At 72.7% G+C, this 23,133-nt stretch carries 20 protein-coding genes and 3 pseudogenes; 10 read left to right on the top strand and 13 right to left on the bottom strand.

Annotation, left to right across the window (positions count from 1 at the left end):
- Window positions 1-2 precede the first annotated feature (2 nt).
- The 10 genes and pseudogenes from OG403_RS36645 to kdpF (OG403_RS03920) all read right to left on the bottom strand — a co-directional run.
- Window positions 3-257: pseudogene (locus tag OG403_RS36645) on the bottom strand (potassium-transporting ATPase subunit C); the annotation flags it as partial.
- Between the two features lie 333 nt (window positions 258-590).
- Window positions 591-929 (bottom strand): annotated as a pseudogene (locus OG403_RS36640) (potassium-transporting ATPase subunit C); the annotation flags it as partial.
- A gap of 8 nt (window positions 930-937) precedes the next feature.
- Complete coding sequence (kdpB, locus tag OG403_RS03955; protein WP_329561447.1) at window positions 938-3,088, bottom strand: potassium-transporting ATPase subunit KdpB; 2,151 nt, start codon at window positions 3,086-3,088, stop codon at window positions 938-940.
- Window positions 3,088-3,177, bottom strand: coding sequence for a K(+)-transporting ATPase subunit F (gene kdpF, locus OG403_RS03950; protein WP_329561446.1), 90 nt, complete (start codon window positions 3,175-3,177; stop codon window positions 3,088-3,090). Before kdpF (OG403_RS03950) ends, kdpB (OG403_RS03955) begins: the two co-directional genes overlap by 1 nt.
- Before the next feature lie 121 nt (window positions 3,178-3,298).
- Window positions 3,299-3,697 (bottom strand): SAV_915 family protein, encoded by a 399-nt coding sequence (locus tag OG403_RS03945; RefSeq protein WP_329561445.1) that lies wholly within the window; start codon window positions 3,695-3,697, stop codon window positions 3,299-3,301.
- 956 nt (window positions 3,698-4,653) lie between these two features.
- Window positions 4,654-5,784: pseudogene (locus OG403_RS03940) on the bottom strand (universal stress protein); the annotation flags it as partial.
- 30 nt (window positions 5,785-5,814) lie between these two features.
- Window positions 5,815-6,444 (bottom strand): potassium-transporting ATPase subunit KdpC, encoded by a 630-nt coding sequence (gene kdpC / locus OG403_RS03935; RefSeq protein ID WP_329561443.1) that lies wholly within the window; start codon window positions 6,442-6,444, stop codon window positions 5,815-5,817.
- Window positions 6,445-6,459: 15 nt separating this feature from the next.
- Window positions 6,460-8,568: a potassium-transporting ATPase subunit KdpB gene (kdpB, locus tag OG403_RS03930; protein WP_329561442.1), complete on the bottom strand. Its 2,109-nt coding sequence runs from the start codon at window positions 8,566-8,568 to the stop codon at window positions 6,460-6,462.
- The gene (kdpA, locus tag OG403_RS03925) at window positions 8,568-10,229 is read right to left on the bottom strand and encodes a potassium-transporting ATPase subunit KdpA (protein WP_329561441.1); all 1,662 of its coding nucleotides are present in this window, start codon (window positions 10,227-10,229) and stop codon (window positions 8,568-8,570) included. Before kdpA ends, kdpB (OG403_RS03930) begins: the two co-directional genes overlap by 1 nt.
- Window positions 10,230-10,238: 9 nt before the next feature.
- Window positions 10,239-10,328, bottom strand: a complete 90-nt coding sequence (gene kdpF, locus OG403_RS03920) for a K(+)-transporting ATPase subunit F (RefSeq protein ID WP_329561440.1) — start codon at window positions 10,326-10,328, stop codon at window positions 10,239-10,241.
- A gap of 445 nt (window positions 10,329-10,773) precedes the next feature.
- On the opposite strand from kdpF (OG403_RS03920), the gene OG403_RS03915 reads away from it, so the two are divergent.
- From OG403_RS03915 to OG403_RS03890, 6 genes are all read left to right on the top strand, one after another.
- Window positions 10,774-12,237, top strand: coding sequence for a Y4yA family PLP-dependent enzyme (locus OG403_RS03915; protein WP_329561438.1), 1,464 nt, complete (start codon window positions 10,774-10,776; stop codon window positions 12,235-12,237).
- Complete coding sequence (locus OG403_RS03910; protein ID WP_329561436.1) at window positions 12,234-13,553, top strand: pyridoxal-phosphate dependent enzyme; 1,320 nt, start codon at window positions 12,234-12,236, stop codon at window positions 13,551-13,553. Before OG403_RS03915 ends, OG403_RS03910 begins: the two co-directional genes overlap by 4 nt.
- A 12-nt stretch (window positions 13,554-13,565) precedes the next feature.
- The gene (locus OG403_RS03905) at window positions 13,566-14,750 is read left to right on the top strand and encodes an aminotransferase class V-fold PLP-dependent enzyme (RefSeq protein WP_329561434.1); all 1,185 of its coding nucleotides are present in this window, start codon (window positions 13,566-13,568) and stop codon (window positions 14,748-14,750) included.
- Window positions 14,751-14,911: 161 nt separating this feature from the next.
- Window positions 14,912-15,700: a class I SAM-dependent methyltransferase gene (locus OG403_RS03900; protein ID WP_329561433.1), complete on the top strand. Its 789-nt coding sequence runs from the start codon at window positions 14,912-14,914 to the stop codon at window positions 15,698-15,700.
- Window positions 15,701-15,972: 272 nt separating this feature from the next.
- A complete protein-coding gene (locus OG403_RS03895; RefSeq protein ID WP_329561431.1) occupies window positions 15,973-16,275 on the top strand; it encodes a hypothetical protein in 303 nt (100 codons plus the stop codon).
- A gap of 183 nt (window positions 16,276-16,458) precedes the next feature.
- Complete coding sequence (locus OG403_RS03890; RefSeq protein WP_329561429.1) at window positions 16,459-16,761, top strand: ArsR/SmtB family transcription factor; 303 nt, start codon at window positions 16,459-16,461, stop codon at window positions 16,759-16,761.
- Between the two features lie 34 nt (window positions 16,762-16,795).
- On the opposite strand, the gene OG403_RS03885 is transcribed toward OG403_RS03890, so the two are convergent.
- A complete protein-coding gene (locus OG403_RS03885) occupies window positions 16,796-17,038 on the bottom strand; it encodes a type B 50S ribosomal protein L31 (protein WP_329561428.1) in 243 nt (80 codons plus the stop codon).
- A 30-nt stretch (window positions 17,039-17,068) separates the two neighbouring features.
- Window positions 17,069-17,233: a 50S ribosomal protein L33 gene (rpmG, locus tag OG403_RS03880; RefSeq protein WP_280689342.1), complete on the bottom strand. Its 165-nt coding sequence runs from the start codon at window positions 17,231-17,233 to the stop codon at window positions 17,069-17,071.
- Window positions 17,234-17,379: 146 nt separating this feature from the next.
- Here rpmG and rpmB point away from each other — a divergent pair, with 146 nt between their 5' ends.
- The 4 genes from rpmB to rpmF all read left to right on the top strand — a co-directional run bounded on the left by rpmB (window position 17,380) and on the right by rpmF (window position 19,374).
- A complete protein-coding gene (gene rpmB, locus OG403_RS03875) occupies window positions 17,380-17,616 on the top strand; it encodes a 50S ribosomal protein L28 (RefSeq protein ID WP_329561426.1) in 237 nt (78 codons plus the stop codon).
- Window positions 17,616-17,921 (top strand): 30S ribosomal protein S14, encoded by a 306-nt coding sequence (gene rpsN / locus OG403_RS03870; RefSeq protein WP_329561425.1) that lies wholly within the window; start codon window positions 17,616-17,618, stop codon window positions 17,919-17,921. The genes rpmB and rpsN overlap by 1 nt, the downstream gene beginning before the upstream one ends.
- A 14-nt stretch (window positions 17,922-17,935) precedes the next feature.
- Complete coding sequence (locus OG403_RS03865) at window positions 17,936-19,123, top strand: CobW family GTP-binding protein (protein WP_329561424.1); 1,188 nt, start codon at window positions 17,936-17,938, stop codon at window positions 19,121-19,123.
- Window positions 19,124-19,212: 89 nt separating this feature from the next.
- On the top strand, window positions 19,213-19,374 hold the full coding sequence (rpmF, locus tag OG403_RS03860) for a 50S ribosomal protein L32 (RefSeq protein ID WP_329561422.1): 162 nt from the start codon (window positions 19,213-19,215) through the stop codon (window positions 19,372-19,374).
- A gap of 207 nt (window positions 19,375-19,581) precedes the next feature.
- Here the strand turns inward: rpmF and OG403_RS03855 are convergent, their stop codons facing one another.
- Window positions 19,582-22,914, bottom strand: coding sequence for an AfsR/SARP family transcriptional regulator (locus OG403_RS03855; RefSeq protein ID WP_329561421.1), 3,333 nt, complete (start codon window positions 22,912-22,914; stop codon window positions 19,582-19,584).
- Window positions 22,915-23,133 lie beyond the last annotated feature (219 nt).

The following is a 23,133-nucleotide window of genomic DNA, read 5'->3' as shown; positions in this document are numbered from 1 at the left end:
GGTCAGGCCCCCTGGTTCGGGTAGCTGCGGTCGAGGGCCAGGTTGAGTTCGAGCACGTCGACGCCCGGCGCACCGAGGATGCCGAGCGCTCGTCCGGTGGTGTACTTGGCGACCAGCGTGCGGATGTTCTGCTCGCTGGTGTGGCGCCGGCCGGCGATCCGGGGGACCTGCAGCGCGGCGTAGGCCGGGCTGATCTGCGGGTCCAGTCCGCTGCCGCTGGCGGTGACCGCGTCGGCCGGCACCACGGGGTGCGCGGGCGCGTCGCCGCGGATCGGCACGGTCACCGCGCCGCTGTAGTCCTCGCCGGGAGTGGCGCAGCCGACCGGTACGCCCTGGTACTCGGCCAGGAACGGCTTGGCCGGGCAGGCCTGGTTGAGGCTGACCACCTTGCTGACCGTCCCGCTGGTCCCGCCGGTGTAGTAGACGCCGAGCACGGCGCCCACCCCGTCCGGGGTGCAGTACGGGCGGGAGCCGTCCACGTGTTCCAGGGCGCCGACGGCCGCGCTGCGCGAGCAGACCTGGGTGAGCAGGCTCGATTTGAAGGTCTTCGGGTCGTTGCCCGTCTCCAGGGTGTCCACGACGTTCTCGGGGCCGAGGTTGCTCGCACCCGAGGCGGTCGGGTCGTACCCTCCCCCAGCCTCCGGCTGGGAGGTGCCCCCATCGCTTCCGGCGTCCGAGGGGCGGGACTGGAAGTACTGCGGCAGCGCGTTGCCCTTGCCGTCGGTGAAGGCCTGGCCGATCAGCCTGCTGCCGACCATCGAGCCGTCGGCGCCCTTGAGTTCGGAACCCTGGGCGGGGGCGGCCAGGCCCGGGATGTGCGCGAGCGCCGTCATGCCGAGCGGGTAGAGCAGGCCGGTGGTCAGGGTGAGCACCAGCACGACCCTGAGCGCGGCCAGGTGTTGTGAGAGCCACACGGGCAGTCGAGTCATGGTCAGCCTCAGATCCCCGGGATGAACTGAACGAAGCACAGGTCGATCAACTTGATCGCGACGAACGGCACCAGCACGCCGCCCAGCCCGTACACCCACAGGTTGCGGGTGAGCAGCGCCGAGGCGCTGGCGGGGCGGTAGCGCACGCCGCGCAGCGCGAGCGGGATCAGCGCCACGATCACCACCGCGTTGAAGATGACGGCGGACAGGATCGCGGACATCGGCGAGTGCAGGTGCATGATGTCCAGCGTGTGCAGGCTCGGGTAGACCGCGCCGAACATGGCGGGCAGGATCGCGAAGTACTTGGCGATGTCGTTGGCGATCGAGAAGGCGGTCAACGCCCCTCGGGTGATCAGCAGTTGCTTGCCGATCTCGACGATCTCGATGATCTTCGTCGGGTCGGAGTCGAGGTCGACCATGTTGCCGGCCTCCTTGGCGGCCGACGTGCCGGTGTTCATCGCCACTCCGACGTCCGCCTGGGCGAGGGCCGGCGCGTCGTTGGTGCCGTCCCCGGTCATCGCGATCAGGTGGCCGCCCGCCTGCTCCTTCTTGATCAGCGCGAGCTTGTCCTCGGGGGTGGCCTCGGCCAGGAAGTCGTCCACACCGGCCTCGGCGGCGATCGCCTTGGCGGTCACCGGGTTGTCGCCGGTGATCATCACGGTCCGGATCCCCATCCGGCGCAGCTCGTCGAACCGCTCCTTGAGGCCGGGCTTGACCACGTCCTTGAGGTGGATCACGCCCAGCACCCGGGCCGGTGCGCCGGAGTCGTCGTGCTCGGCCACCGCCAGCGGGGTGCCGCCGGCCGCCGAGACCTGGTCCACGGCGGCGCCCAGCGCGGGCGGCACCTCGCCGCCGCGCTCGCGCACCCAGTCGGCCACGGCGGTTGCCGCGCCCTTGCGCAGGCAGTTGCCGTCAGGGAGGTCCACCCCGGACATCCGGGTGGTGGCGCTGAACGGTACGAAGGCCGCATCCTCCTCCTGACGCTCCGTCAACTCGTAGTGGTTGTAGGCGAAGGAGACGATCGAGCGGCCCTCGGGCGTCTCGTCCGCCAGGCTGGAGAGCAGCGCGGCCTCGGCCAGGCGCCGTTGCGCGACCTCGCCCACCGGCAGGAACGCCGAGGCCTGCCGGTTGCCGAAGGTGATGGTGCCGGTCTTGTCCAGCAGCAGGGTGTTGACGTCGCCGGCCGCCTCCACGGCCCGGCCGGACATCGCCAGCACGTTGCGCTGCACCATCCGGTCCATGCCCGCGATACCGATCGCGGAGAGCAGCGCGCCGATCGTGGTGGGGATCAGGCAGACCAGCAGCGAGACCAGCACGATCCCGGTGACGCCGTCGCCGTTCAGCACGGCGGTGTTGTGGGCGGCCACGTTGTAGTGCTTGGAGAAGACCGCCATCGGCTGCAGCGTGACGACTGCCAGCAGGAAGACGAAGGTCAGCATGGTCAGCAGCAGGTTGAGGGCCAGCTCGTTCGGCGTCTTCTGCCGGTTGGCGCCCTCGACCAGGGAGATCATCCGGTCCAGGAAGCTGTCGCCCGGCTCCTGGGTGATCCGGACCATCACCTGGTCGGAGAGCACCCGGGTGCCGCCGGTCACCGCGCTGCGGTCGCCGCCGGACTCGCGGATCACCGGGGCGGACTCACCGGTGATCGCGGACTCGTCGATGCTCGCCACGCCCTCGACCACGTCGCCGTCGCCCGGGATCAACTCCCCGGCCTCGACCACCACGTGGTCGCCGCGCCGGAGTTGACCGGCGGCCACCGACTCCTCGGCGGTGCTGCCGGGCCAGCCGGTCAGCCGGCGGGCGGTGGTCTGCTGCCGGGTGCGGCGCAGTGTGTCGGCCTGGGCCTTGCCCCGGCTCTCCGCCACCGCCTCGGCGAGGTTGGCGAAGACCACGGTCAGCCAGAGCCACCCGGTGATCAGCAGACCGAAGAGCGAGGGGTGACGGGCGGCCAGCACGGTGGTGAGCGCGGCGCCGACCTCGGTGACGAACATCACCGGATTCCGCACCAGGGTCACCGGGTTGAGCTTGCGCAGCGCCTCGGGCAGGGCGCGCCAGAGCTGTTTGGGGTCGAGCACGCCGGCCCCCACCCGGCGCGGGCCGGTGGGCGGGGGCGGGATCACGGAGTCGGTGTCCGGCCTGGCCGGAGCTGCGGCGGACATCAGAACTTCTCCGGGTGCTTCAGGGCCAGGATCAGGTAGCCGATCAGGGCTGCCGCGATCACCAGGCCGACGGCGTTCTCGACGCTCATGGGGGCCTCGATTGAGCAGGGTGGAACCACAAGGGCACGGGACGGGTGGAAACAGCGCTCCTCCGGGCGGTCGCCCGGGGAGGAGCCGGCGACCGCCCGGAGGGGTCTTGGGGGTGCGCCGTCAGGCGGCGCGGCCGAGGCTGCGCGGCGGGCGCGGGGCGCGGGCCAGGGGCAGCGGGGTCGGCACCGGCAGCGGGGCCGGCAGCGGCGACGGGGCCGGCAGTCGGGTCGGCAGCGGCGACGGCCCGGGGGCGGCCACCCGCGGGTCGACGGTGAGCGCGGTGATCCCCAGCGGCTCGGCCAGCGCGCGCAGCGCGGGCTCGGCCAGGGTGATCCAGGGCTGGTCGGCGCCGAGCACCTCGGTGAGGCGCTGCTCGGTGCTGAAGGCGACCGCGGTGCGGGCACCGAGCGGGCTGCGGAAGAAGCGGGGCGTGTGGCCCAGCGGACCCGACCGGACGGGGACCAGCAGCTGTCCGGTCGGGACGGGTTCGTTGGGCTCGGCGTCCTGACGCTGGTTCATGGGATACCTCCATGCGGGTGGAGCGGACGAGTGCCGCGCTGTTGTCCGGGCAGCTGGGCCGCCGGGGCGCAGTAGTGACGCTATGCCCGGCCACCTGGGGGCACGCAGCGGTCCTGACGGCTCCTTGATCCCGAAGCCCGTTCTCCTGACACGGTGTTGATGCCGTAGCGGCGGCCGGCCCCGGTGCGGGCGGCACCCTCGGCTGCCGGGTCCCGCCGTGGCCTGCTGAAATGCCCGTGAGCGACGAGTCGCGCGGCGCCGGGAGATCGCCGCGAGGGGCGCCAAGAAGTCGTCAGGAAGCGCCGCGGCGCCGCGAAGATCGCGTCAGGAGAGCGGGATCGCGGCCTCGGCGCGCCATAACGTCGCTGGTCGAGGGCACCGCTCCACTCCGTGGGGGAGGACGGCCGGTGCCCGTCCGCCCGTGGCGATACTGCTGATCGACCGCGGCGGCGAGGTGGTGGGGCGCGTGGCGTCGGCCGCGACCTCGTGCGGAGGGGACCAGTGCAGGGCCTGGCATGGCGGCCGGGCCCTGCACGGTGGTCCGCCGCTGTTGGGGCACCGGCCGGTCAGGGTGCCGGGAACCTGTCCGCGACGGTCCCGAGCTCCTCCAGCGAGGTCCGCGCGGCAGCCAGCTCGGCTCGCTGGCGGTCGGTCAACTCGGCTCCGGGAACGGCCAGTTCGTCAATCGCCCGGACCGCGGCAGCGAGCGCCCGGCGCAGCTCGCCCGCCGGGCCGCCCGGCGGGTCCACCGGTTCGGCCACCGCCTGCTCGGTCGGCTCCGTGCGCAGCAGGCGTTCGATCAACTGCGGTGGCTCGTCCGCCTCGTCGGCGACCGCCGGCCCGCGGTGCTGTCCGTGCCGTTCGTGCTGCCCGTGCCGTTCGTGCCATTCGTGCCGTTCGTGCTGCCCGGGTTGTTCGGGCTCGCCATCCGGCGCCCGGTGGTGCCGGATGTGGTGGCCGGAGTGCTCGTGGGTGACCAGGTGCACGTCGATGTCGCCGGACAGCTCGGTGGTGCTCTCGCCGATGCCGGGCCCGGTGAACCGCCGCAGCAGCCGGCTGCGCCGACTGGTGCCGAGCACCAGCTGGGTCGCCTCGTGGTCGCGGGCGAAGGCCAGCAGCGCGTCGGGGATGTCCGCGCCCACCGTCTGGTGGTAGCTGCCGCCCAGGCTCTCCACCAACCGCTGCTGGGCGGCCAGGATCCCGGTCGCCGCCTCGGCGAGCCCGTCACCCGGGGTGACGTGCACCGCGATCAGGTCGCCGCCGCCCCCGCGCGCGGCGATCCGGGCGGCCCGGCGGATCAGGGTGTCGCCCTCGGGGCCGCCGGTCAGCGCGACCACCACCCGCTCGTGGGTCTCCCAGGTGTCCTCGATCCCGTGGTCGACCCGGTAGCGGCGCAGCGCCTCGTCCACCCGTCCGGCGAGCCAGAGCAGCGCGATCTCGCGCAGCGCGGTGAGGTTGCCGACCCGGAAGTAGTTGGCCAGCGCCGCGTCCACCCGTTCGGGGGCGTACACGTTGCCGTGCGCCATCCGGCGGCGCAGCCCCTCCGGTGGCATGTCGACCAGCTCGATCTGGTCGGCCCGCCGCACCACCTCGTCCGGCACCGTCTCGCGCTGCGGCACGCCGGTGATCTTCCGCACCACGTCGTTCAGCGACTCCAGGTGCTGGATGTTGACCGTGGTGATCACCTCGATGCCGGCCGCCAGCAACTCCTCGATGTCCTGCCAGCGCTTGTCGTGCCGCCCGCCGGGGACGTTGGTGTGGGCGAGTTCGTCCACCAGTACGACCGCGGGCCGCCGGGCGAGCGCCGCGTCCACGTCGAACTCGGTGAACCGGCCGCCGCGGTAGGCGCGTTCGACGCGCGGCAGCTCCTCCAGGGGGTGCAGCATCTCCTCGGTGCGCAGCCGGCCGTGGCACTCCACCAGGCCCACCACCACATCGGCGCCCCGGGCCGCGCGCCGGTGGCCCTCCTCCAGCATCCGGAAGGTCTTGCCGACCCCGGGCGCCGCTCCCAGGTAGACCTTGAACCGGCCCCGTCCGGTGCGGACGGTGTGGTCGGTGGGCGCCGGGACCTGCTGCTGCTCGGCCACCGCTCTCCTCCTCGCGCGGGTGCGGCGTGGTCAGCCGAGCCGGGCGAGCGCCAGGTTGAGCGTGACGACGTCCACCCGCTGCTCGCCGAGGAAGCCGAGCACCCGGCCCTCGACGTGGTCGGCGACCAGCCGGCGGACCTGTGCCGGGTCCAGGGCGCGGGCCCGGGCGACCCGGTTGACCTGCTGATAAGCGTAGGTCGGGGAGATCGCCGGGTCGAGGCCCGAGCCACTGGCGGTCACCGCGTCCGGCGGCACCTGGGCCGGGGCCACCCCGTCGAAGGCGGCGACGGCCGCCCGGCGCTGCTGGACGGACGCGAGCAGCGTGGCGTTGTTCGGGCCGAGGTTGGAGGCGCCGGAGGCGGTCGGGTCGTAGCCGGTGCTGCCGGCCGCCGAGGGGCGCGGTTGGAACCACCGGGGGTCCGGTCGCGGTGCCGCGCTCGGGTTGGCCGCGGGCAGGTCGAAGTTCTGGCCGATCAGCCCCGAACCGACCACCTGTCCGCCCTGGCGCACCAGCGAGCCGTTGGCCTGCCCGGGCAGCAGGGCCTGCGAGAGGCCCACGATGACCAGCGGATAGGCGATCCCGCAGAGCACGGTGAAGACCAGCAGCACGCGCAGGCCGGTCAGGTGCAGCCTGGTCAGGGCCGCCAGCGGCTTCGCCACGAGGATCTCCTTCGCTCAACGCAGTCCGGGGATGAACTGCACCACCAGGTCGATCAGTTTGATGCCGACGAACGGCAGGATCAGCCCGCCGACCCCGTACAGGCCCAGGTTGCGGCGCAGCAGTGCCGAGGCCGAGGACGGGCGGTAGCGCACGCCGCGCAGCGCCAGCGGGATCAGCGCGATGATGATCAGCGCGTTGAAGACGATCGCCGAGGTGATCGCCGAGGTCGGGCTGTGCAGGTGCATCACGTTGAGCGTGCTCAGGCCCGGGTAGACGCTGGCGAACATCGCCGGGATGATCGCGAAGTACTTCGCGACGTCGTTGGCGATCGAGAAGGTGGTCAACGCGCCGCGGGTGATCAGCAGTTGCTTGCCGATCTCGACGATCTCGATCAGTTTGGTGGGGTTGGAGTCGAGGTCGACCATGTTGCCGGCCTCCTTGGCGGCCGAGGTGCCGGTGTTCATCGCCACCCCGACGTCCGCCTGGGCGAGCGCGGGGGCGTCGTTGGTGCCGTCCCCGGTCATCGCGACCAGCTTGCCGCCGTGCTGCTCCTGGCGGATCAGCGCCATCTTGTCCTCGGGGGTGGCCTCGGCCAGGAAGTCGTCCACCCCGGCCTCCTCCGCGATCGCGGCGGCGGTCAGCGGGTTGTCGCCGGTGATCATGACGGTCTTGATGCCCATCCGGCGCAGGTCCTCGAAGCGGTCCTTGATGCCGTGCTTGACCACGTCCTTGAGGTTGATCACGCCCAGCACCCGGGCCGGTGCGTCGCCGGGGTGGACCGCCACCACCAGCGGGGTGCCGCCGGCCGAGGAGATCCGCTGCACCGTGGCGTCGACCTCGGGGCCGACCGTGCCGCCGTGCCGCGCCACGAAGGCGCCGACCGAGGCCGCCGCGCCCTTGCGGATCCGGTGCTGCTCGCCGTCCTCGGTCAGGTCCACACCGCTCATCCGGGTCTGCGCGGTGAACGGCACCCAGGCGGCGTGCGCCAGCTCGCCCTGGGTGCGGGCCCGCAGACCGTACTTCTCCTTGGCCAGGACCACGATCGAGCGGCCCTCGGGCGTCTCGTCGGCCAGGCTGGACAGCTGGGCGGCGTCGGCCAGTTCGGCCAGCTCCGCCGCGCCGACCGGGATGAACTCGGCGGCCTGCCGGTTGCCGAAAGTGATCGTGCCGGTCTTGTCCAGCAGCAGGGTGGAGACGTCGCCGGCCGCCTCCACGGCCCGCCCGGAGAGCGCCAGCACGTTGCGCTGCACCAGCCGGTCCATGCCGGCGATGCCGATCGCGGAGAGCAGCGCGCCGATCGTGGTGGGGATCAGCGCGACCAGCAGCGCCACCAGCACCACCGTGGTCTGCTCGGCGCCGGCGTAGGCGGCCATCGGCTGCAGGGTGACCACGGCCAGCAGGAAGACGATGGTCAGCGAGGCGAGCAGGATGTCCAGGGCGATCTCGTTCGGCGTCTTCTGCCGGGCGGCGCCCTCGACCAGCGCGATCATCCGGTCGATGAAGGTCTTGCCGGGCTCCGAGGTGATCCGCACGACGATCCGGTCGGAGAGCACCTTGGTGCCACCGGTGACCGCCGAGCGGTCGCCGCCCGACTCGCGGATCACCGGCGCCGACTCCCCGGTGATCGCCGACTCGTCCACGCTGGCCACCCCCTCGACCACGTCGCCGTCGCCGGGGATGGTCTGCCCGGCCTCGACGACCACGTGGTCACCCAGCCGCAGCTGCGCGGCCGGGACCTCGGCCTCGGCCGCCGCCGTCGCGCCCGGCCGCCAGTCGGTCAGCCGGCGGGCGACCGTCTCGGTGCGGGTCTTGCGCAGCGTGTCGGCCTGCGCCTTCCCCCGGCCCTCGGCCACCGCCTCGGCCAGGTTGGCGAAGACCACGGTCAGCCAGAGCCAGACGGCGATCACCCAGGCGAAGACGCTGGGGTGCCGGATCGCCGAGATGGTGGTCAGCAGCGAGCCGACCTCGACCACGAACATCACCGGGTGCCGGAGCATCACCCGGGGGTCGAGCTTGCGCACCGCGTTCGGCAGCGAGTCCAGCAGCTGCTTCGGATCGAGCAGCCCTCCCGAGACCCGGTGCTCCGCGCGCTCCTGCGCCTCGGTCCCGCCGTCCACCGACATCACTTGAGCCCCTCCGCGAGCGGACCCAGCGCCAGCGCCGGGAAGTAGGTGAGACCGACCACGATCAGCACCACGCCGGAGAGCATGCCGACGAAGAGCGGGCGGTGCGTGGGCAGCGTGCCGGCGCTCGCCGGGACCGGTTGCTGGCCGGCCAGCGACCCGGCCAGGGCGAGCACGAAGACCATCGGCAGCAGTCGACCGAAGAGCATCACCAGGCCCAGCGCGGTGTTCCACCAGGTGCTGGTGGCAGTCAGGCCGGCGAAGGCGGAGCCGTTGTTGTTGGCCGCCGAGGTGAAGGCGTAGAGGATCTCGGAGAAGCCGTGCGGCCCGCTGTTCAGCGCGGCGGACCGTTCGGCCTTGAAGGTCATCGCCGTGCCGGTGCCGATCAGCACGATGGCCGGGGTGGTGAGGATGTAGAGCGAGGCGAACTTCATCTCCCGGCCGCCGAGCTTCTTGCCCAGGTACTCCGGGGTGCGCCCGACCATCAGCCCGCCGACGAAGACGGTGATCACGGCCAGCACCAGCATCCCGTACAGGCCCGAGCCGGTGCCGCCGGGGGCGATCTCGCCCAGCATGATGTCGAACATGGTCAGCCCGCCGCCGAGCGCGGTGTACGAGTCGTGCGCGGAGTTCACCGCGCCGGTGGAGGTCAGGGTGGTCGAGGCGGCGAACAGGGTGGAGCCGGCGATGCCGAACCGGACCTCCTTGCCCTCCATCGCCGCGCCGGCCGCCTGCAGCGCGCTGCCCTCGTGGCGCCACTCGGCGATGGTCATCAGGGTGACCGAGACCACCCAGTACAGGGCCATCACCGCGACGATCGCGTAGCCCTGGCGGTTGTCGCCGACCATCCTGCCGAAGGTGCGCGGCAGCGCGAAGGCGATCACCAGCAGCAGGTAGATCTCCAGCCAGTTGGTGAACGCGGTGGGGTTCTCGAACGGATGGGCGGAGTTGGCGTTGTAGAAGCCGCCTCCGTTGGTGCCCAGCTCCTTGATCACCTCCTGCGAGGCCACCGGCCCGCCGGGGATCGACTGGCTCTGCCCGGCCAGCCCGGTGATCAGGTGCGCGGCGTGCAGGTTCTCCACCATGCCGCTCGCCACGAAGACGATCGCGAAGACCACCGAGACCGGCAGCAGCACCCGCAGGACGACCCGGGTCAGGTCCACCCAGAAGTTGCCGACCCGGTCGGTGCGGTGGCGGGCGAAGCCGCGGACCAGCGCGGCGGCCACCGCCACGCCGACGGCGGCCGAGACGAAGTTCTGCACCGCCAGGCCGGCCATCTGGACCAGGTTGCCCATGGTCGTCTCGCCCGAGTACGACTGCCAGTTGGTGTTGGTCACGAAGGAGGCCGCCGTGTTGAAGGCGGTGGGCGCCGGCACGGCGGGGAAGCCCAGCGAGAGCCAGAGGTGGCTCTGCAGCCGCTGGAAGGCGTAGAGGAAGAGCACCGAGACCGCGGAGAAGGCCAGCACGCTGCGCAGGTAGCCGAGCCACGGCTGGTCGTGCTCGGGTTGCACGCCCATCAGGCGGTAGCCGACGCGCTCGACCCGCAGGTGCCGGGGGCTGGTGAGCAGGTGGGCGAGGTAGTCACCGAGCGGGCGGTAGGAGAGCGCGAGGGCGGCGACCAGCGCCAGCGCCTGCAGCAGGCCGGCGAGTGTGGGGGTCACCGGGCCACCTCAGAACCGCTCCGGGTGGATGAGCGCCAGCAGCAGGTAGCCGACCAGGGCCGCCGCGACGATCAGTCCGACGATGTTGTCCGCCGTCACAGCCGGCTCACCCCCTTGCCGATCAGTGCGAGCACGCCGAACACGGCGAGCGTGACGACGATGAAGGCCAGGTCCGCCATGAAAGGGCTCCAACCGGCGTGTCGGTGACCTGCCGGCGGCGGGTCGCGGAAGCTGCCTGAGCTGCTCTTCCGAGTATCGGGGCGTGGAGCTGACGGCCCGTAGTTCTCCTGGGCCGACCGGGGCGGGGCGGGGCAGGCTGGGTGGGCCGCCACTGCTCCGACCGGGTGACTGTCGGTCAGGTGTATGACGGGAGTATTTCGGCGGGGCAAACGAAGGCCCTGTCACCTGATCATGAAAACAGTTATCGTTGTGATCAGGGGGCGCCGCTCTGGGCCCACCTCGCGGACGCACCGCACGACGTACTGCACGACGCACCGAACGACGCACCGCACGCAGCGAGTTCTCACGGGGGAGTCACGTCGTCATGCGCTCATCGCCGCTGTACCTGGAGCCCCGGCTGGAGCCCCGGCTGCGCTCGCTGCTGGCGGACGCCGACTTCGCACGGACGCTGGTGGACGCCCTCGGCTCCCCGCTCAACCTGGTGCTGCCGGAGCAGATCGCCGAGAACGTGACGCGGTTCCGCGAGGTCTACCGGCGCCACCACCTGCAAGGCGGGATCTTCTTCGCGCACAAGGCGAACCGCTCCAGCGCCCTGGTGCGCCGGCTCACGGTGACCGAGGCGGGCATCGACGTCTCCTCACTGGGCGAGCTGCAGCACGCACTGGGCGCGGGCTGCGTCCCGGAGCGGATCATGGCCACCGGGCCGAAGAACCCGGAGTTCCGCTGGCTGGCCGCGCGCACCGGCGTGATCCTCAACGTCGACTCGCGGGCCGAGCTGCTGGAACTGGCCGCGCTGGTCGGCGGCTACGGGCTGCCCCGGGTGCGGGTGATGCTGCGGCTGTCGGGCTTCGCGGCGCCCGGGGTGACGGTGCTCAGCCGGCCGAGCCGGTTCGGCAGCTCGGCCGAGCAGGTGGACGGCCTGCTCGACGCGGTCGAGAAGCACCGCGACGCCCTCGACCTGATCGGCGTCGGCTACCACCTCGACACCGTCGGGGTGGCCGAGAAGGCGGTGGCGCTGGACGCCTGCCTGCTGGTCATGGACGAGTGCCGGCGTCGCGGACTGAGCCCGCGCGCCATCGACATCGGCGGCGGCTTCGGCGTCAACTACCTGGCCCACGCCGCGCAGTGGGAGCAGTGGACGAGCGAACTGGGCGGTGCGGTGCTCGGCCGGCGGCCCGCGATCACCTGGCAGGGGCACGGCTACGGGCTGCGCGCCGAGGCGGGCACCCTGCGCGGAGCGCTGGGCCTCTATCCCGCGCACCGCCCCGTCGCCGCGGCGGACTACCTGGACGAGCTGCTCCGCACCCCGGCGCCGACGCTGGGCCGCCCGCTGGCCACGCTGCTCCTGGAGAACCTCTACGACCTGCACGTCGAGCCGGGCCGAGCGCTGGTCGACCAGTGCGGCGTCACCCTGGCCAAGGTGCTGGAGGTGCGGCAACTCCCCGGTGGAGAACGGCTGGTGCGGCTGGAGCTGAACGCGGGCGACGTCAGCCTGGAGGAGCACGGGGTGCTGCTGGATCCGGTCCTGCTGCCGCGCGCCGGCGCCGGCCCGGCGCGGGGCGAGCCGGTCGGGGTGTACCTGACCGGCAACCTCTGCCTGGAGGCCGACCTGATCACCCGGCGGCTGGTCCAGCTACCCGCCCTGCCCGCCCCGGGGGACCTGCTGGCCTTCGCCAACACCGCCGGCTACGCCATGGACTTCAGGGCCCACCACGCCCTGTACCAGCCGACGGCCCGCAAGGTCGCGGTGTACCAGCAGGACGGCTCCTGGCGCTGGCGGCTGGACCGCGAGTACTGGCCCAACTCATGTTCGGGAGAAGCGCAGTGAGGTATGACAGCATCACCGACGTGATCGGCGACACCCCGCTGGTGCGGATCGACCCGGCCGTGCACGGTCTGCGGAACATCGACCTGTACGCCAAGCTGGAGATGCTCAACCCGTTCGGATCGGTCAAGGACCGGGCCGCGTGGAGCATGACCCGCCCGGGGCTGGCCACCGCCGTCGAGCGTGGCGACGCGATCGTGGAGCTGTCGAGCGGCAACACCGCGAAGGCCCTGGCCGTGATCGCCGGGATGCACGGGCTGGCGTTCAAGAGCGTGACGAACCGGATGAAGGTCCCGGAGATCAAGGAACTGCTCCTGCTGCTCGGCGCGCAGATCGAGGAACTGCCGGGCCAGAGCGAGTGCCTGGACCCCGGCGACGTCGACGACCCGCTGACCAGGATCCACCGGATGCTCTCCGAGGCGCCGACCGGCTATCTGCACACCGACCAGTACTTCAGCCCGCTCAACACCGAGGCGCACCTGACCGGCACCGGCCCGGAGATCCTGCGCGACCTGGACGGCCGGGCCCCCGACTACTTCATCGCCTGCGTCGGCACGGCCGGTTCCTCCACCGGGGTGGCGCGGGCGCTGCGGGCCGAGAACCCCGCGATCGAGGTGGTGGGGCTGGTCGCCGACAAGTCGGACTTCATCCCGGGCATCCGCACCATCGACGAGGTCCACGAGGTCGGCCTGTTCGACCCCGCCACCTACGACAGCATCCAGACGGTGACCTCCGACCAGGCCATCGACGGCCTGCTGACCCTGGTGCGCCGCTGCGGCCTGCTGGCCGGCCCCACCGGCGGCGGCGCGTACCACGGCGCCGTGCGCCATCTGCGCGCGGTGGACGAGGAGTTGACCGAGCGCAGAACGGCGGTGTTCATCGTCTGCGACCGGGTCGAGAGCTACCTGAGCTACATCCGCAAGCGCCGGCCGGAGCTGCTGAACCAGCCGCCGCGGCGCAACTCGCCGGCCACCCTGACCGAGGACGAGCTGGCCGCGGTCAGCTCCCTCGACGTGGAGGCGGCCCGGAAGTGGATCGCCGAGGACCACCCGCTGGTGGTCGACCTGCGCGGCCCGTTCGCCTACGCGGCGCTGCACATCGAGGACTCGATCAACATCGTGGACGAGCTGTTCGAGGAACTGCTGCACGGCGGGCTGCCGTTCGGCAAGAAGCGGCCGGTGCTGCTGGCCTGCCCGGTCGGGGAGAAGTCGGTGCGGTACGCGGCCCTGCTGACCCGGATGGGCCACCCCGACGTGCGCAGCCTGGCCGGCGGCATCATCGGCTGGCGCGACGCCGGCGCGCCGCTGGTGCGGGACTGAGGCGCGGGCGCGATGACCGTGCTCGACGAACTCGCGCACTGGCAGCGCGGGATACGGGCCCAGTTCCCGATCATCGTGGCCAACCCGGAGCAGGCCTACCTGGACAGCGCGGCGACCTCGCAGAAGCCGCAGGCCGTGCTCGACGCCGTGCACGCCTATCTGACCACAGGCAACGCCAATGCCGGGCGCGGCAGTTACCCCTGGGCCAACGCCACCACCGCGCTGGTCGAGCGGACCAGGCAGCGGGTCGCCGACTTCCTCGGGGATCCGGACCCCGGGCGCTCCGGCGTGCACTTCGTCAGCGGCGCCACCGAAGGCCTGCGCGCGGTGGCGCGGGACTGGCTGCCCGGTCAGCTGGGCGACGGGGACGAGATCATCGTGCCGTTCGCCGACCACCAGGCGAACCTACTGCCCTGGTTGGAGGCCCAGGAACTGCTGGCACGGCAGGGTGTGCGCATCGTGGTGCGTGAACTGCCGTACCAGAGCGGCTCGCAGGACTACGATCCGGTGGCGCTGGCCGAACTGGTCGGCGAGCGGACCGCGTTCGTGGCAGCCACCCAGGTGCACCACGTCTACGGCGGGAACATGAACGTGCACCGGATCCGCGCGGCCGTCGGCCCGTCGGTGCCGATCTGCCTGGACGCCGCGCAGAGCGTCGGGCACCTGCCGGTGGACGTCGGCGCGCTGGACGTCGACTTCGTGGTCTTCTCCGGGCACAAGGCGATGGCCCTGCCCGGCACCGGGGCGCTGTGGGCGCGCAACCTGCGCGGCCCGCGGTTCACGCCCGGCGGCTGGACGGGGACGCCCAACACCAGCGGCATCGCGAGCCTCGCGGCGGCGCTGGACTGGCTGGCGGCGGCCGGGCCGGCGCGGATCGAGCAGTGGACGGTCGCGCTGGCCGCCCGCCTCACCGACACGCTGCGCCGGCTGGACGGCTACCGGATCCTCGGCTGTCAGCCCAGTCTGGCCGCCGACTCCACCCTCCAGCAGCGGGCCGGGATCGTGACCTTCCGGCACCGCGAGATCGGCTCCAACGACCTGGGCTTCATCCTGGCCAGCCACGGGTTCATGGTGCGCTCCGACGGCCACTGCCAGGGCCGGGCCGGCGAGCGGGACAGCTCGGTGCGGGTGAGCCTGCACGCCTACAACACCGTGGCGGAGGTCGACCGGCTGCTCGCCGTCCTGGAGACGATGTGACGATCCGTCAGATCTGTCAGATCTGTCAGATCCGCCGGGACGGTCTGGCCGGGCGGGCCGTCCGAACTGGTTAGCGAAATGGTTTTCGTTTCCATCTGGGGTAGGGTGGGCCGTGCCGCTGGCCGCAGCGGAGAGACGCAGGGGAGAGGAGTCCGCCCGCGATGCCCGAGAGCGCCTGGCCGCCGTCCGCCGATCCGCATCCACCGGCCTGGTCCATCGACTGGGTGGAGCGCTGGGAGCGCCAGCAGGAGCGGTACGCGGTGGACCGCGAGGAGCGGTTCACCGTGATCGCCGACGTGGTCGAGCGGGTGACCGACGGGCAGCAGTGCCCGCTGCTGGTCGACCTGGGCAGCGGGCCCGGCTCGCTCTCCGCCCGGTTGGCCGCCCGGCTGCCCCGGGCGCGGATCATCGCGGCGGACGTCGATCCGCTGCTGCTGGAACTGGGCCGCGCCCAGCACGCGGAGGCGGTCCGCTTCGTCGAGGTGCTGATCGGCCGGCCGGGCTGGATCGAAGCCCTCGGGCTGGAGCGGCCGTTGGACGCGGCGGTGTCCAGCACGGCCCTGCACTACCCGCGGCCGGAGCGGCTGCGGGAGATCTACCGGGACCTGGCGGGCGTGCTGCGCCCCGGCGGGGTGCTGGTCAACGGCGACCACCTGGTCCCGGAGGATCCGGTGCTGGCGGGGCTGGCCGAGCTGGTCGGCCGGCGCCATGCCGGGCGGCACGGCGTGGACGAAGCGGAGGACTGGACGACCTGGTGGGCCGAGGCGGGCCGCAATCCCGCGTTCGCCGACCTGCTCAGCGCGCGCGAGCTGCGGCCCGCCCCGGCGGCCGGCGACGGCAACGGCCTGTCGGCGGCCCAGCACGAACAGCTGCTGCGCGAGGCCGGATTCCGCCATGTCGGGCCGGTGTGGCAGTACGGGAACAGCTGCGTGCTGGTCGCCGTGCGCTGAGCCGTGCGGGTTCCGGTGGCGCTGTGGGGGCGTCATCGGAGGGTGGTCCGGTCGATGGCCGTGGGGGACATCGACCGGACCGCGGCGGCGGGGCACGGCATGGCGCGCGCTCAATACATGCACACATCGTTATATGCTGACTTCTAGACGCATCGAACGGATTCAGTGGATTCGCTGAGCAGATTCACTGAGCGGATGCGCCGAACTGCCAGGCCGGTGGCGGGCGCACCTGCGTACGTCCGACCCGGCGCCATACGCGAGAGGGTCCTTCGATGTCTGCCGCAACGCTGCACCGCACCCACGCCGAGCACCCGCACGTCCACGGGGAGGGCTGCGGGCATGTCGCGATCCCGCACGGCGACCACGTCGACTACGCGCACGACAACCACCTGCACCGGGTGCACGGCGACCATGTCGACGAGTGCGCCGAGGGCGAGCACGCCGTCCACCAGGACCACGCGCACCAGCACGGTGCGGACTGCGGCCACGTGGCCGTGCCGCACGAGGACCACGTCGACTACGTGCACGACGGGCACCGGCACGCGAGCCACCAGGGGCACTGGGACGACCACTGAGGTCTGCCGCGTCTGCGCGTGCCCGAGGGCGGGCCGGGGTGATCCCTGGCCCGCCCTCGGCCTGTTCGGGGGAGCGGTCCGTGGTCTGCGGTCTGCGGTCTGCGGTCTGCGGTCTGCGGTCCCTGGTCCGTGGCGCGGGCGGGATTGACATCCATTACCAGGTATTAAGGTATGCATATGGCAATGGATCCAGCCTCTCGCCAGCTGCCGGCCGATCTCCAGGCCGCCAGCGAGCTGCTGCGCGCCCTGGCCGCGCCGGTCCGGCTCGGCATCGTGCGCGAGCTGGCCGGCGGCCACCGGCGGGTCCATGAGCTGGTCGACGCCCTCGGGGTGAGCCAACCGCTGGTCTCCCAGCACCTGCGGCTGCTGCGCGCCGCGCGGATCGTCACGGCCAACCGCAGGTCCCGCGAGATCGAGTACTCGCTCACCGACGAGCACGTGGCGCACATCGTGCTGGACGCCATCCGGCACGCCGCCGAGGCGTGAGCGGTGGCCGGCCCCGTCGCCGGCTGACGCCGGATCAGCTGCCGTAGCGCCGCCGGAAGAGCTCGACCCGCCCGGCGGTGTCCAGCACCCGCGCGGTGCCGGTGTAGAAGGGGTGGCTGGCCGAGGAGATCTCGACGTCGATCACGGGGTAGCTGCGGCCGTCCTCCCAGTCGATGGTCTTGCTGCTGGTGGCCGTCGACCTGGTGAGGAAGGCCAGACCGCCGGCCTTGTCGCGGAAGACGACGGGGCGGTACTCGGGGTGGATGCCGGACTTCATGGCGGTAACTCCTGTGTCGGTGGCGGGTGTTCAGCGCTCTTCGCGGAAATCGACGTGTCGCCGGACCATCGGGTCGTACTTGCGCAGCACCAGGCGGTCCGGATCGTTGCGGCGGTTCTTGCGGGTCACGTAGGTGTAGCCGGTGCCGGCGGTGGACCGGAGCTTGATGATCGGGCGCAGTTCGTTGCGGGCCATGGGGCACCTCCAGGGGTTGAGGGACGTCACTATACCGAAATGGAAGTCGTTTTCATCTGAGGTACTGTTAACCCCGTCAGGACGGGCCGTGCGCCCGCCCACCCTGCCGCGCTGCCCTGCCGCGCCCGCGCCCACCGGAGTCCGCCATGTCCGCCCACTGCCAACTGACCGGCCGTAAGCCCGGTTTCGGCAACACCATCTCCCACTCCCACCGCCGCACCCGGCGCCGCTTCGACCCGAACATCCAGCGCAAGCGCTACTGGCTGCCGAGCGAGGGCCGGTACGTGCGGCTCACGCTCAGCGCCAAGGGGCTCAAGACCGTCGACCTGATCGGCGTCGAGGCCGCCGTCGCCCGGATCCGCGCCCGCGGGGAGAAGATCTGATGGCCAAGCAGAGCAAGATCGCCAAGAACGAGGCCCGCCGCCTGGTCGTCGCCCGGTACGCCGAGCGCCGCGCCGAGTTGAAGCGGATCATCGCCCGGCCGACCAGCACGCCGGCCGAGCGGGAAGCCGCGCAGCGGGAGTTGGGCCGCCAGCCCAGGGACGCCAGCGCGACCCGGCTGCGCAACCGGGACGCCGTCGACGGCCGCCCGCGCGGCTACCAGCGCGCCTTCGGCCTCTCCCGGATCAACCTGCGCACCCTCGCCCACGCCGGCCAGCTGCCCGGTGTCCGTAAGTCCAGCTGGTGACCGAAGGAGACGCCGTGCCCGAAGAGTTGAGGCTTCCCGTGGTGGTCGTCGCGGGGCTGCACGAGGCCGAACGCCGCCAGGCGGTGCGTGAACTGCTGGCGGGCTGCGTCGACGCGGTGGTGCTCCAGCACGACCTGCGGGACGCGTCCGCCGGTGTGGTGCACCGCCGGATCCGCGACGCCAAGGGCGAGTTCGCACCGACCAGGGTCCCGCTGACCAACGACTGCCCCTGCTGCGCCGTACGCGAGGACCTGCTGCCCGAACTGCTGCGGATCGCCGAGGCCGGCCAGTACGGCCTGGCGGTGGTCGAGTTGTGGGGCGGCAGCGACCCGCACCCGATCGTGGAGCTGATCGCGGGCGGCGAGGTGGCCGGCCGCTGCATGCACGATGCGGTCGAACTCGCCGGTGTGGTCGCCACGGTGGACCCGCTGCGGCTGATCGGCGAGCTGTCCGTGCCGGACGAGCTGGTCGAGCACGCCCTGCACACCTGCGCCGAGGACTGCCGCACCCGCGCGGAGGCGCTCGCCCACCAGATCGAGTACGCCACCGTGCTGGCCGTGCCCCGCGCCGACCGGGTGGCCGACGCCCCCGAACGGCGCGCGGGCCTCGCGATGCTCCACCAACTGCACTCCACCGCCCGGGTGGTGCGGCTCGGCACCGGCGAGCTGCTGCGGGCCGCGCTCGGCGGCTTCGAGGTGGTCGGCGCGCGGGACCGGGTGAACCCCGCGCTCGCGCTGCTGCCACAGGAGCAGGACGAGGCGGGCGTGGCCACCGTGGTCTGGGAGCGCCGCCGTCCGCTGCACCCGACCCGGCTGCACGAGGCGCTGGAACAGCTGGTCCCCGCCGCCCAGCGCAGCCGGGGCCGGTTCTGGCTGGCCAACCGCCCCGACCTGATGCTCGCCTGGGACGCCGCCGGGGCCAACCTCGCGGTGGAGGAGTGCGGCCCCTGGCTGGTCGCGCTGCCGGACGCCGCCTGGGACCTCTACCCGCCCACCCGCCGGGCCGCCGCCGCGCTCGACTGGCACCCGCTGCACGGCGACCGGGTCCAGCAACTGAGCTTCACCGCCGAAGGGCTGGACGCCGACGGCATCGTCCAACTGCTCGACTCCTGCCTGCTCACCGATGCCGAACTGGTGGCCGGCGAGCCGGGCTGGAAAGCGCTGCCCGACGCGTTCGCCGACCTGCTCGACGCCCCGTCCTGACCCGCTCACGAAGGAGACCCGCTGCCATGGCCCTGCTGCCGTACGCCACCACCGCCCGCTGATCCCGACACCGTTACCGGAGAACCGACATGGCCGTCCCCAAGCGCAAGATGTCCCGCAGCAACACCCGCCACCGGCGCGCCCAGTGGAAGGCGAGCGCCCCGCAGTTGGTCCCGATCACCGTCCAGGGGAGGGAGTTGCTGGTGCCGCGCAACCTGGTCAAGGCGTACCAGCGCGGGCTGCTCGGCTAGCGTGCGGTGCGGTGCGGTGCGGTGCCTGGTGACGGTGCCACGCCGGTGCCACGCAACTGCCACGGCGGGTGGAGATGCTGACTTCGGATTCAGCAACGCCACCGAAGGAGAACCACCGTGCACCGCCTGCTCGCCAGCTCGACCGCCCTTGTCGTCGGCACCCCCACCTCGTCGAGCTTCTGCTCCGTCCCGGTGGGATAGCTCGGGTCAGCGGCCTGCCAGGGCGTCGAGCCGGGCGGTTGCCGCCGCCAGCCGGGCGGAGCCGATCCGCCGGTAGACGGCCACCGCCTGCCGCAGGGTGTCGAGGGCGCGGTCATGCTCGCCCAGCCGCTCGTGGCAGCGCGCGGAGCCGTCCAGGGCTCGTGCCTCGGCAGCCGGGCTGCCGATCTGGCGCGCCAGGGCGACCGCCTGCCGATACAGGGCCAGGGCCTCCGCCGGACCGGTGAGGTCGGCGGCCAGATCGCCCATGCTGGTGAGCACATCGGTCTGGCCCTGGCGGTTGCCCAGCTCCCGGTACTCGGCCAGGCACTGGTCCAGCAGCGCGCCGGCCGCCGCGTACTGGCCGAGCGCGTGGCGCACCTGGGCCAGCGGGTGCAGGGTGTTGGCCGAACCCTGGCGGTCGCCGAGCTCCCGGTGGAGCGTCAGGGAGTGCGCCAGCAGCTCGGCCGCCCTGGTGTGGTCGCCGGCCGCATGCCGGATCTCGCCCAGCTCTCCGGTGACGGAGGCCGTCCCGTGGCGGTTGCCGAGGCTCTGGTAGATCGCCAGGGCGCTCTCCTTCAGCGCGCACGCGCCCTGCAGGTCGCCGGTCGCCTGCAGCACGGTGCCCAGGTCCTTGAGCGCGTTGGCCTCGCCCTGGCGGATCCCCAGCTCCTGGTACATCGTCGCAGCGCTTCTCATCAGGGCGACCGCCGCGGCCGAGTCACCGGTGGAGTGGCTCGCCCGGCCCAGGTTGACGAGCACGTGCGCCTGGCCGACGGGGTCGTCGATGTCCTGGTGGATCGCCTGGGCCTGCTTCAGCAGCGTCGTGGCCGACGTGTAGTCGCCGAGCAGGACCGCCCGGCAGCCGAGTTCGTGGATGGTGTTCGCCTCACCGAGACGGTCGCCGAGGCTTCGGTAGCCGGCCAGGGCCTGGTCGAACAGCTCGGCCGCCGCCGCGAAGTCGGCCGCCAGGCCGCGCACCCGGCCCAGCTCGAGCAGCGCGTTCGCCTCGCCCAGCCGGTTGCCGACCCGCCGGAAGATCTCCAGGGCCCGCTCGTGCGTCGCCGTCGCCGCCGGGAAGTCACCGCGTACGTAGCTGATGCGCCCGATGTCGCAGAGCGAGTTGGCCTCGGCGAGCGGGTCGTTCAGGTCACCGGCACTGGCGATGACGGCCTCGTGGAGTGCGACGCTCTCCTGCCAGCGGCCGTCCAGGTGCAGGAAGGTGGCCAGCGCACCGGTCAGGGCGTTCGCGGTGTCCGGACGGCCGTGGGCTCGGGCGTGCTCGACGCAGGCCAGCAGGTTGTCCTGCTCGCCGCGCAGCCAGTCCAGCGCACTCGCGCGGTCCGCCAGGCCGGCCCCGGCCGTGACCGCGTCGGCGTCGACGGCGGCCGGGCCGGGGCGGTGGAACCGGGCGAGGCGGCGGTCGGCGGCCCGGGCGGTACGCAGGTAGTGGCCGAGCAGCCGCTCCAGCGCGAGGCCGCTGTCCTGGACGGTGAGGGTTCGGGCGTAGAGCCGGATCAGGTCGTGGAAGCGGTAGCGCTCCGGCGTGTGCTGGGTGAGCAGGTTGTGGTCCAGCAGGGATTCGAGCAGCCGTTCGGCGCCGCGGAAGTCGGTGGCGCCGAGGCTGGCGGCGGCATGGGCGTCGAAATCGGGTCCCGGGATCAGCCCGAGGAGTCGGAACAGCCCCTGCTCGGCCGCGGTCAGCGCACTGTACGAAGTCTCGAAGACGGCTGCCAGGTTGCGGTCCTCGTCCCGGAGCGAGTCGAGGCGCAGGCTCTCGTCCTGCAGTTGCGCGACCACCCCCTGGACGGGCAGCGCGCGTCGGTGGCGCACCCGCGCCGCGACGATCCGGATGGCCAGCGGCAGGTAGCCGCACAGCTCGACGGCGTCGTGCACCGCGGGGTCGTCCGCGCTGATCCGGCCGGGCCCGGCGACGTTGCGCAGCAGCGCGACGGCCTCGGGACCGGACAGGGTGTCCAGCGTGACGGAGTACGCGTCGTCCAGGCCGGTGAGGTGCTTGCGGCTGGTGACCAGCACCAGGCAGCCGGGGTCGCCGGGCAGCAGCGGGCGGACCTGGGCGGTGCTCGCGGCGTTGTCCAGCAGGATCAGCGTCCTGGTGCCGGCCAGCCGGTCGCGGTAGAACGCGGCGCGCTCGTCCAGGTCCTGCGGGATCAGCTGCGGCGGGACGCCGAGCGAGCGCAGGAACCAGTCCAGCGCGTCCGCCGCGCTGAGCGGCGCCGTCCCGGCGGCGTGGCCGCGCAGGTCGATGAAGAGCTGGCCGTCGGGGAAGCTCCCGCGCACCCGATGGGCGGCGTGGATCGCCAGCGCGGACTTGCCGACGCCACCCATCCCGTCGATCGCGGAGATCACCACGGTCTCCGTGCCGGTGCCACCCGGTGCCCGGTCGGCGAGGGCGACCAACTGGTCGAGTTCCGCGCAACGGCCGGTGAAGGCACGGGTGTCGGCGGGCAGCTGGCACGGCACCGGCCGCGAGGCCGCCGACCGCTGCGGCTGCTCCGTGGCCGCGGCGGCTTCGCCGGGTTCCCCGTCCTGCCCGCGCGCGCCGGGGCCTGTGCCCGCGCCGGCGTCCCCGTCCAGTGCGGCCGCCTGCAACGCCCGGCAGTCGGGACCGGGCTCGATCCCGAGCCCGTCGACCAGCGCGCGCCGCAGCCGGCTGAACTCCGCCAGCGCCTCGGCGCGTCGGCCCGCGGCGAGCTGGGCGCGCATCAGCAGGCAGGAGAGCTGCTCCCGGTAGGGATGCTCCAGCTGGAGGCGGGGAATGCGCCGGATCACCTCGTGGTGCTGCCCGGTCCGCAACTCGAGGTCGGCCAGGCGCTCGTGCGCGCTGACCCAGCCCTCGGTCAGACCCGGGACCTCCTCGTCCACCAGCTGCCGGCAGGACACGTCCTCCAGCGCCGTGCCCCGCCACAGCCCCAGCGCGGCCTTCAACTCCTCGGCGGCGGCTGCCAACTCCCCGCGTGCGGCGGCGGCCTCCGCGCTGCGCCGCAGGGCGGCGAACCGCAGGGCGTCCAGTTCGGCGTCCTCCAGGATCTCGACCAGGTACCCCGGCGTCCGCGCCAGCACCCGCGCCCCCAACTGCGGCCCGAGCGAACGTCGCAGGCGCATCACGTAGCTGCGCAGGGTGGTCGCCGCGCCGGCCGGCGGACGGCCGTCCCACACGGCCTCGGCCAGGCTGTCGGCGGGCAGGACCCGGTTCGGCCGCACCAGCAGGGCCGCGAGCAGCGTCCGCTGCCGGCCGGGGAGCGGATCGACGGGCTGCCCGGCACAACTGGCCGACAGCGGTCCGAGTATGCCGAACCGTACCTGCGGTGCTGCGTCCATCCCCGGCCCCCAGCGAGCTCACGTGACCGATCGTCGACTGCCGGGCGAGGACCACCTCGGGTGCCGCGCCCTGCGGACGATCCTAGCCAGCCGGCGGGCCCGGTGCGCTCAGCGGTGCCGGCGAACCGGCTCACCCCCGGGTGGCGGGCCGGCCGGCCGTCAACTCGGCGGTCGCCGCTACGCGATGGCGCGGGCCGACACGCCGGGAATGCGCCGCAC

The organism is Kitasatospora sp. NBC_01266 (assembly GCF_036242395.1).
GTDB lineage: Bacteria > Actinomycetota > Actinomycetes > Streptomycetales > Streptomycetaceae > Kitasatospora.
The sequence above is the reverse complement of the archived record's forward strand: the minus strand, read 5'-3'. Positions and strand labels throughout refer to the sequence as shown.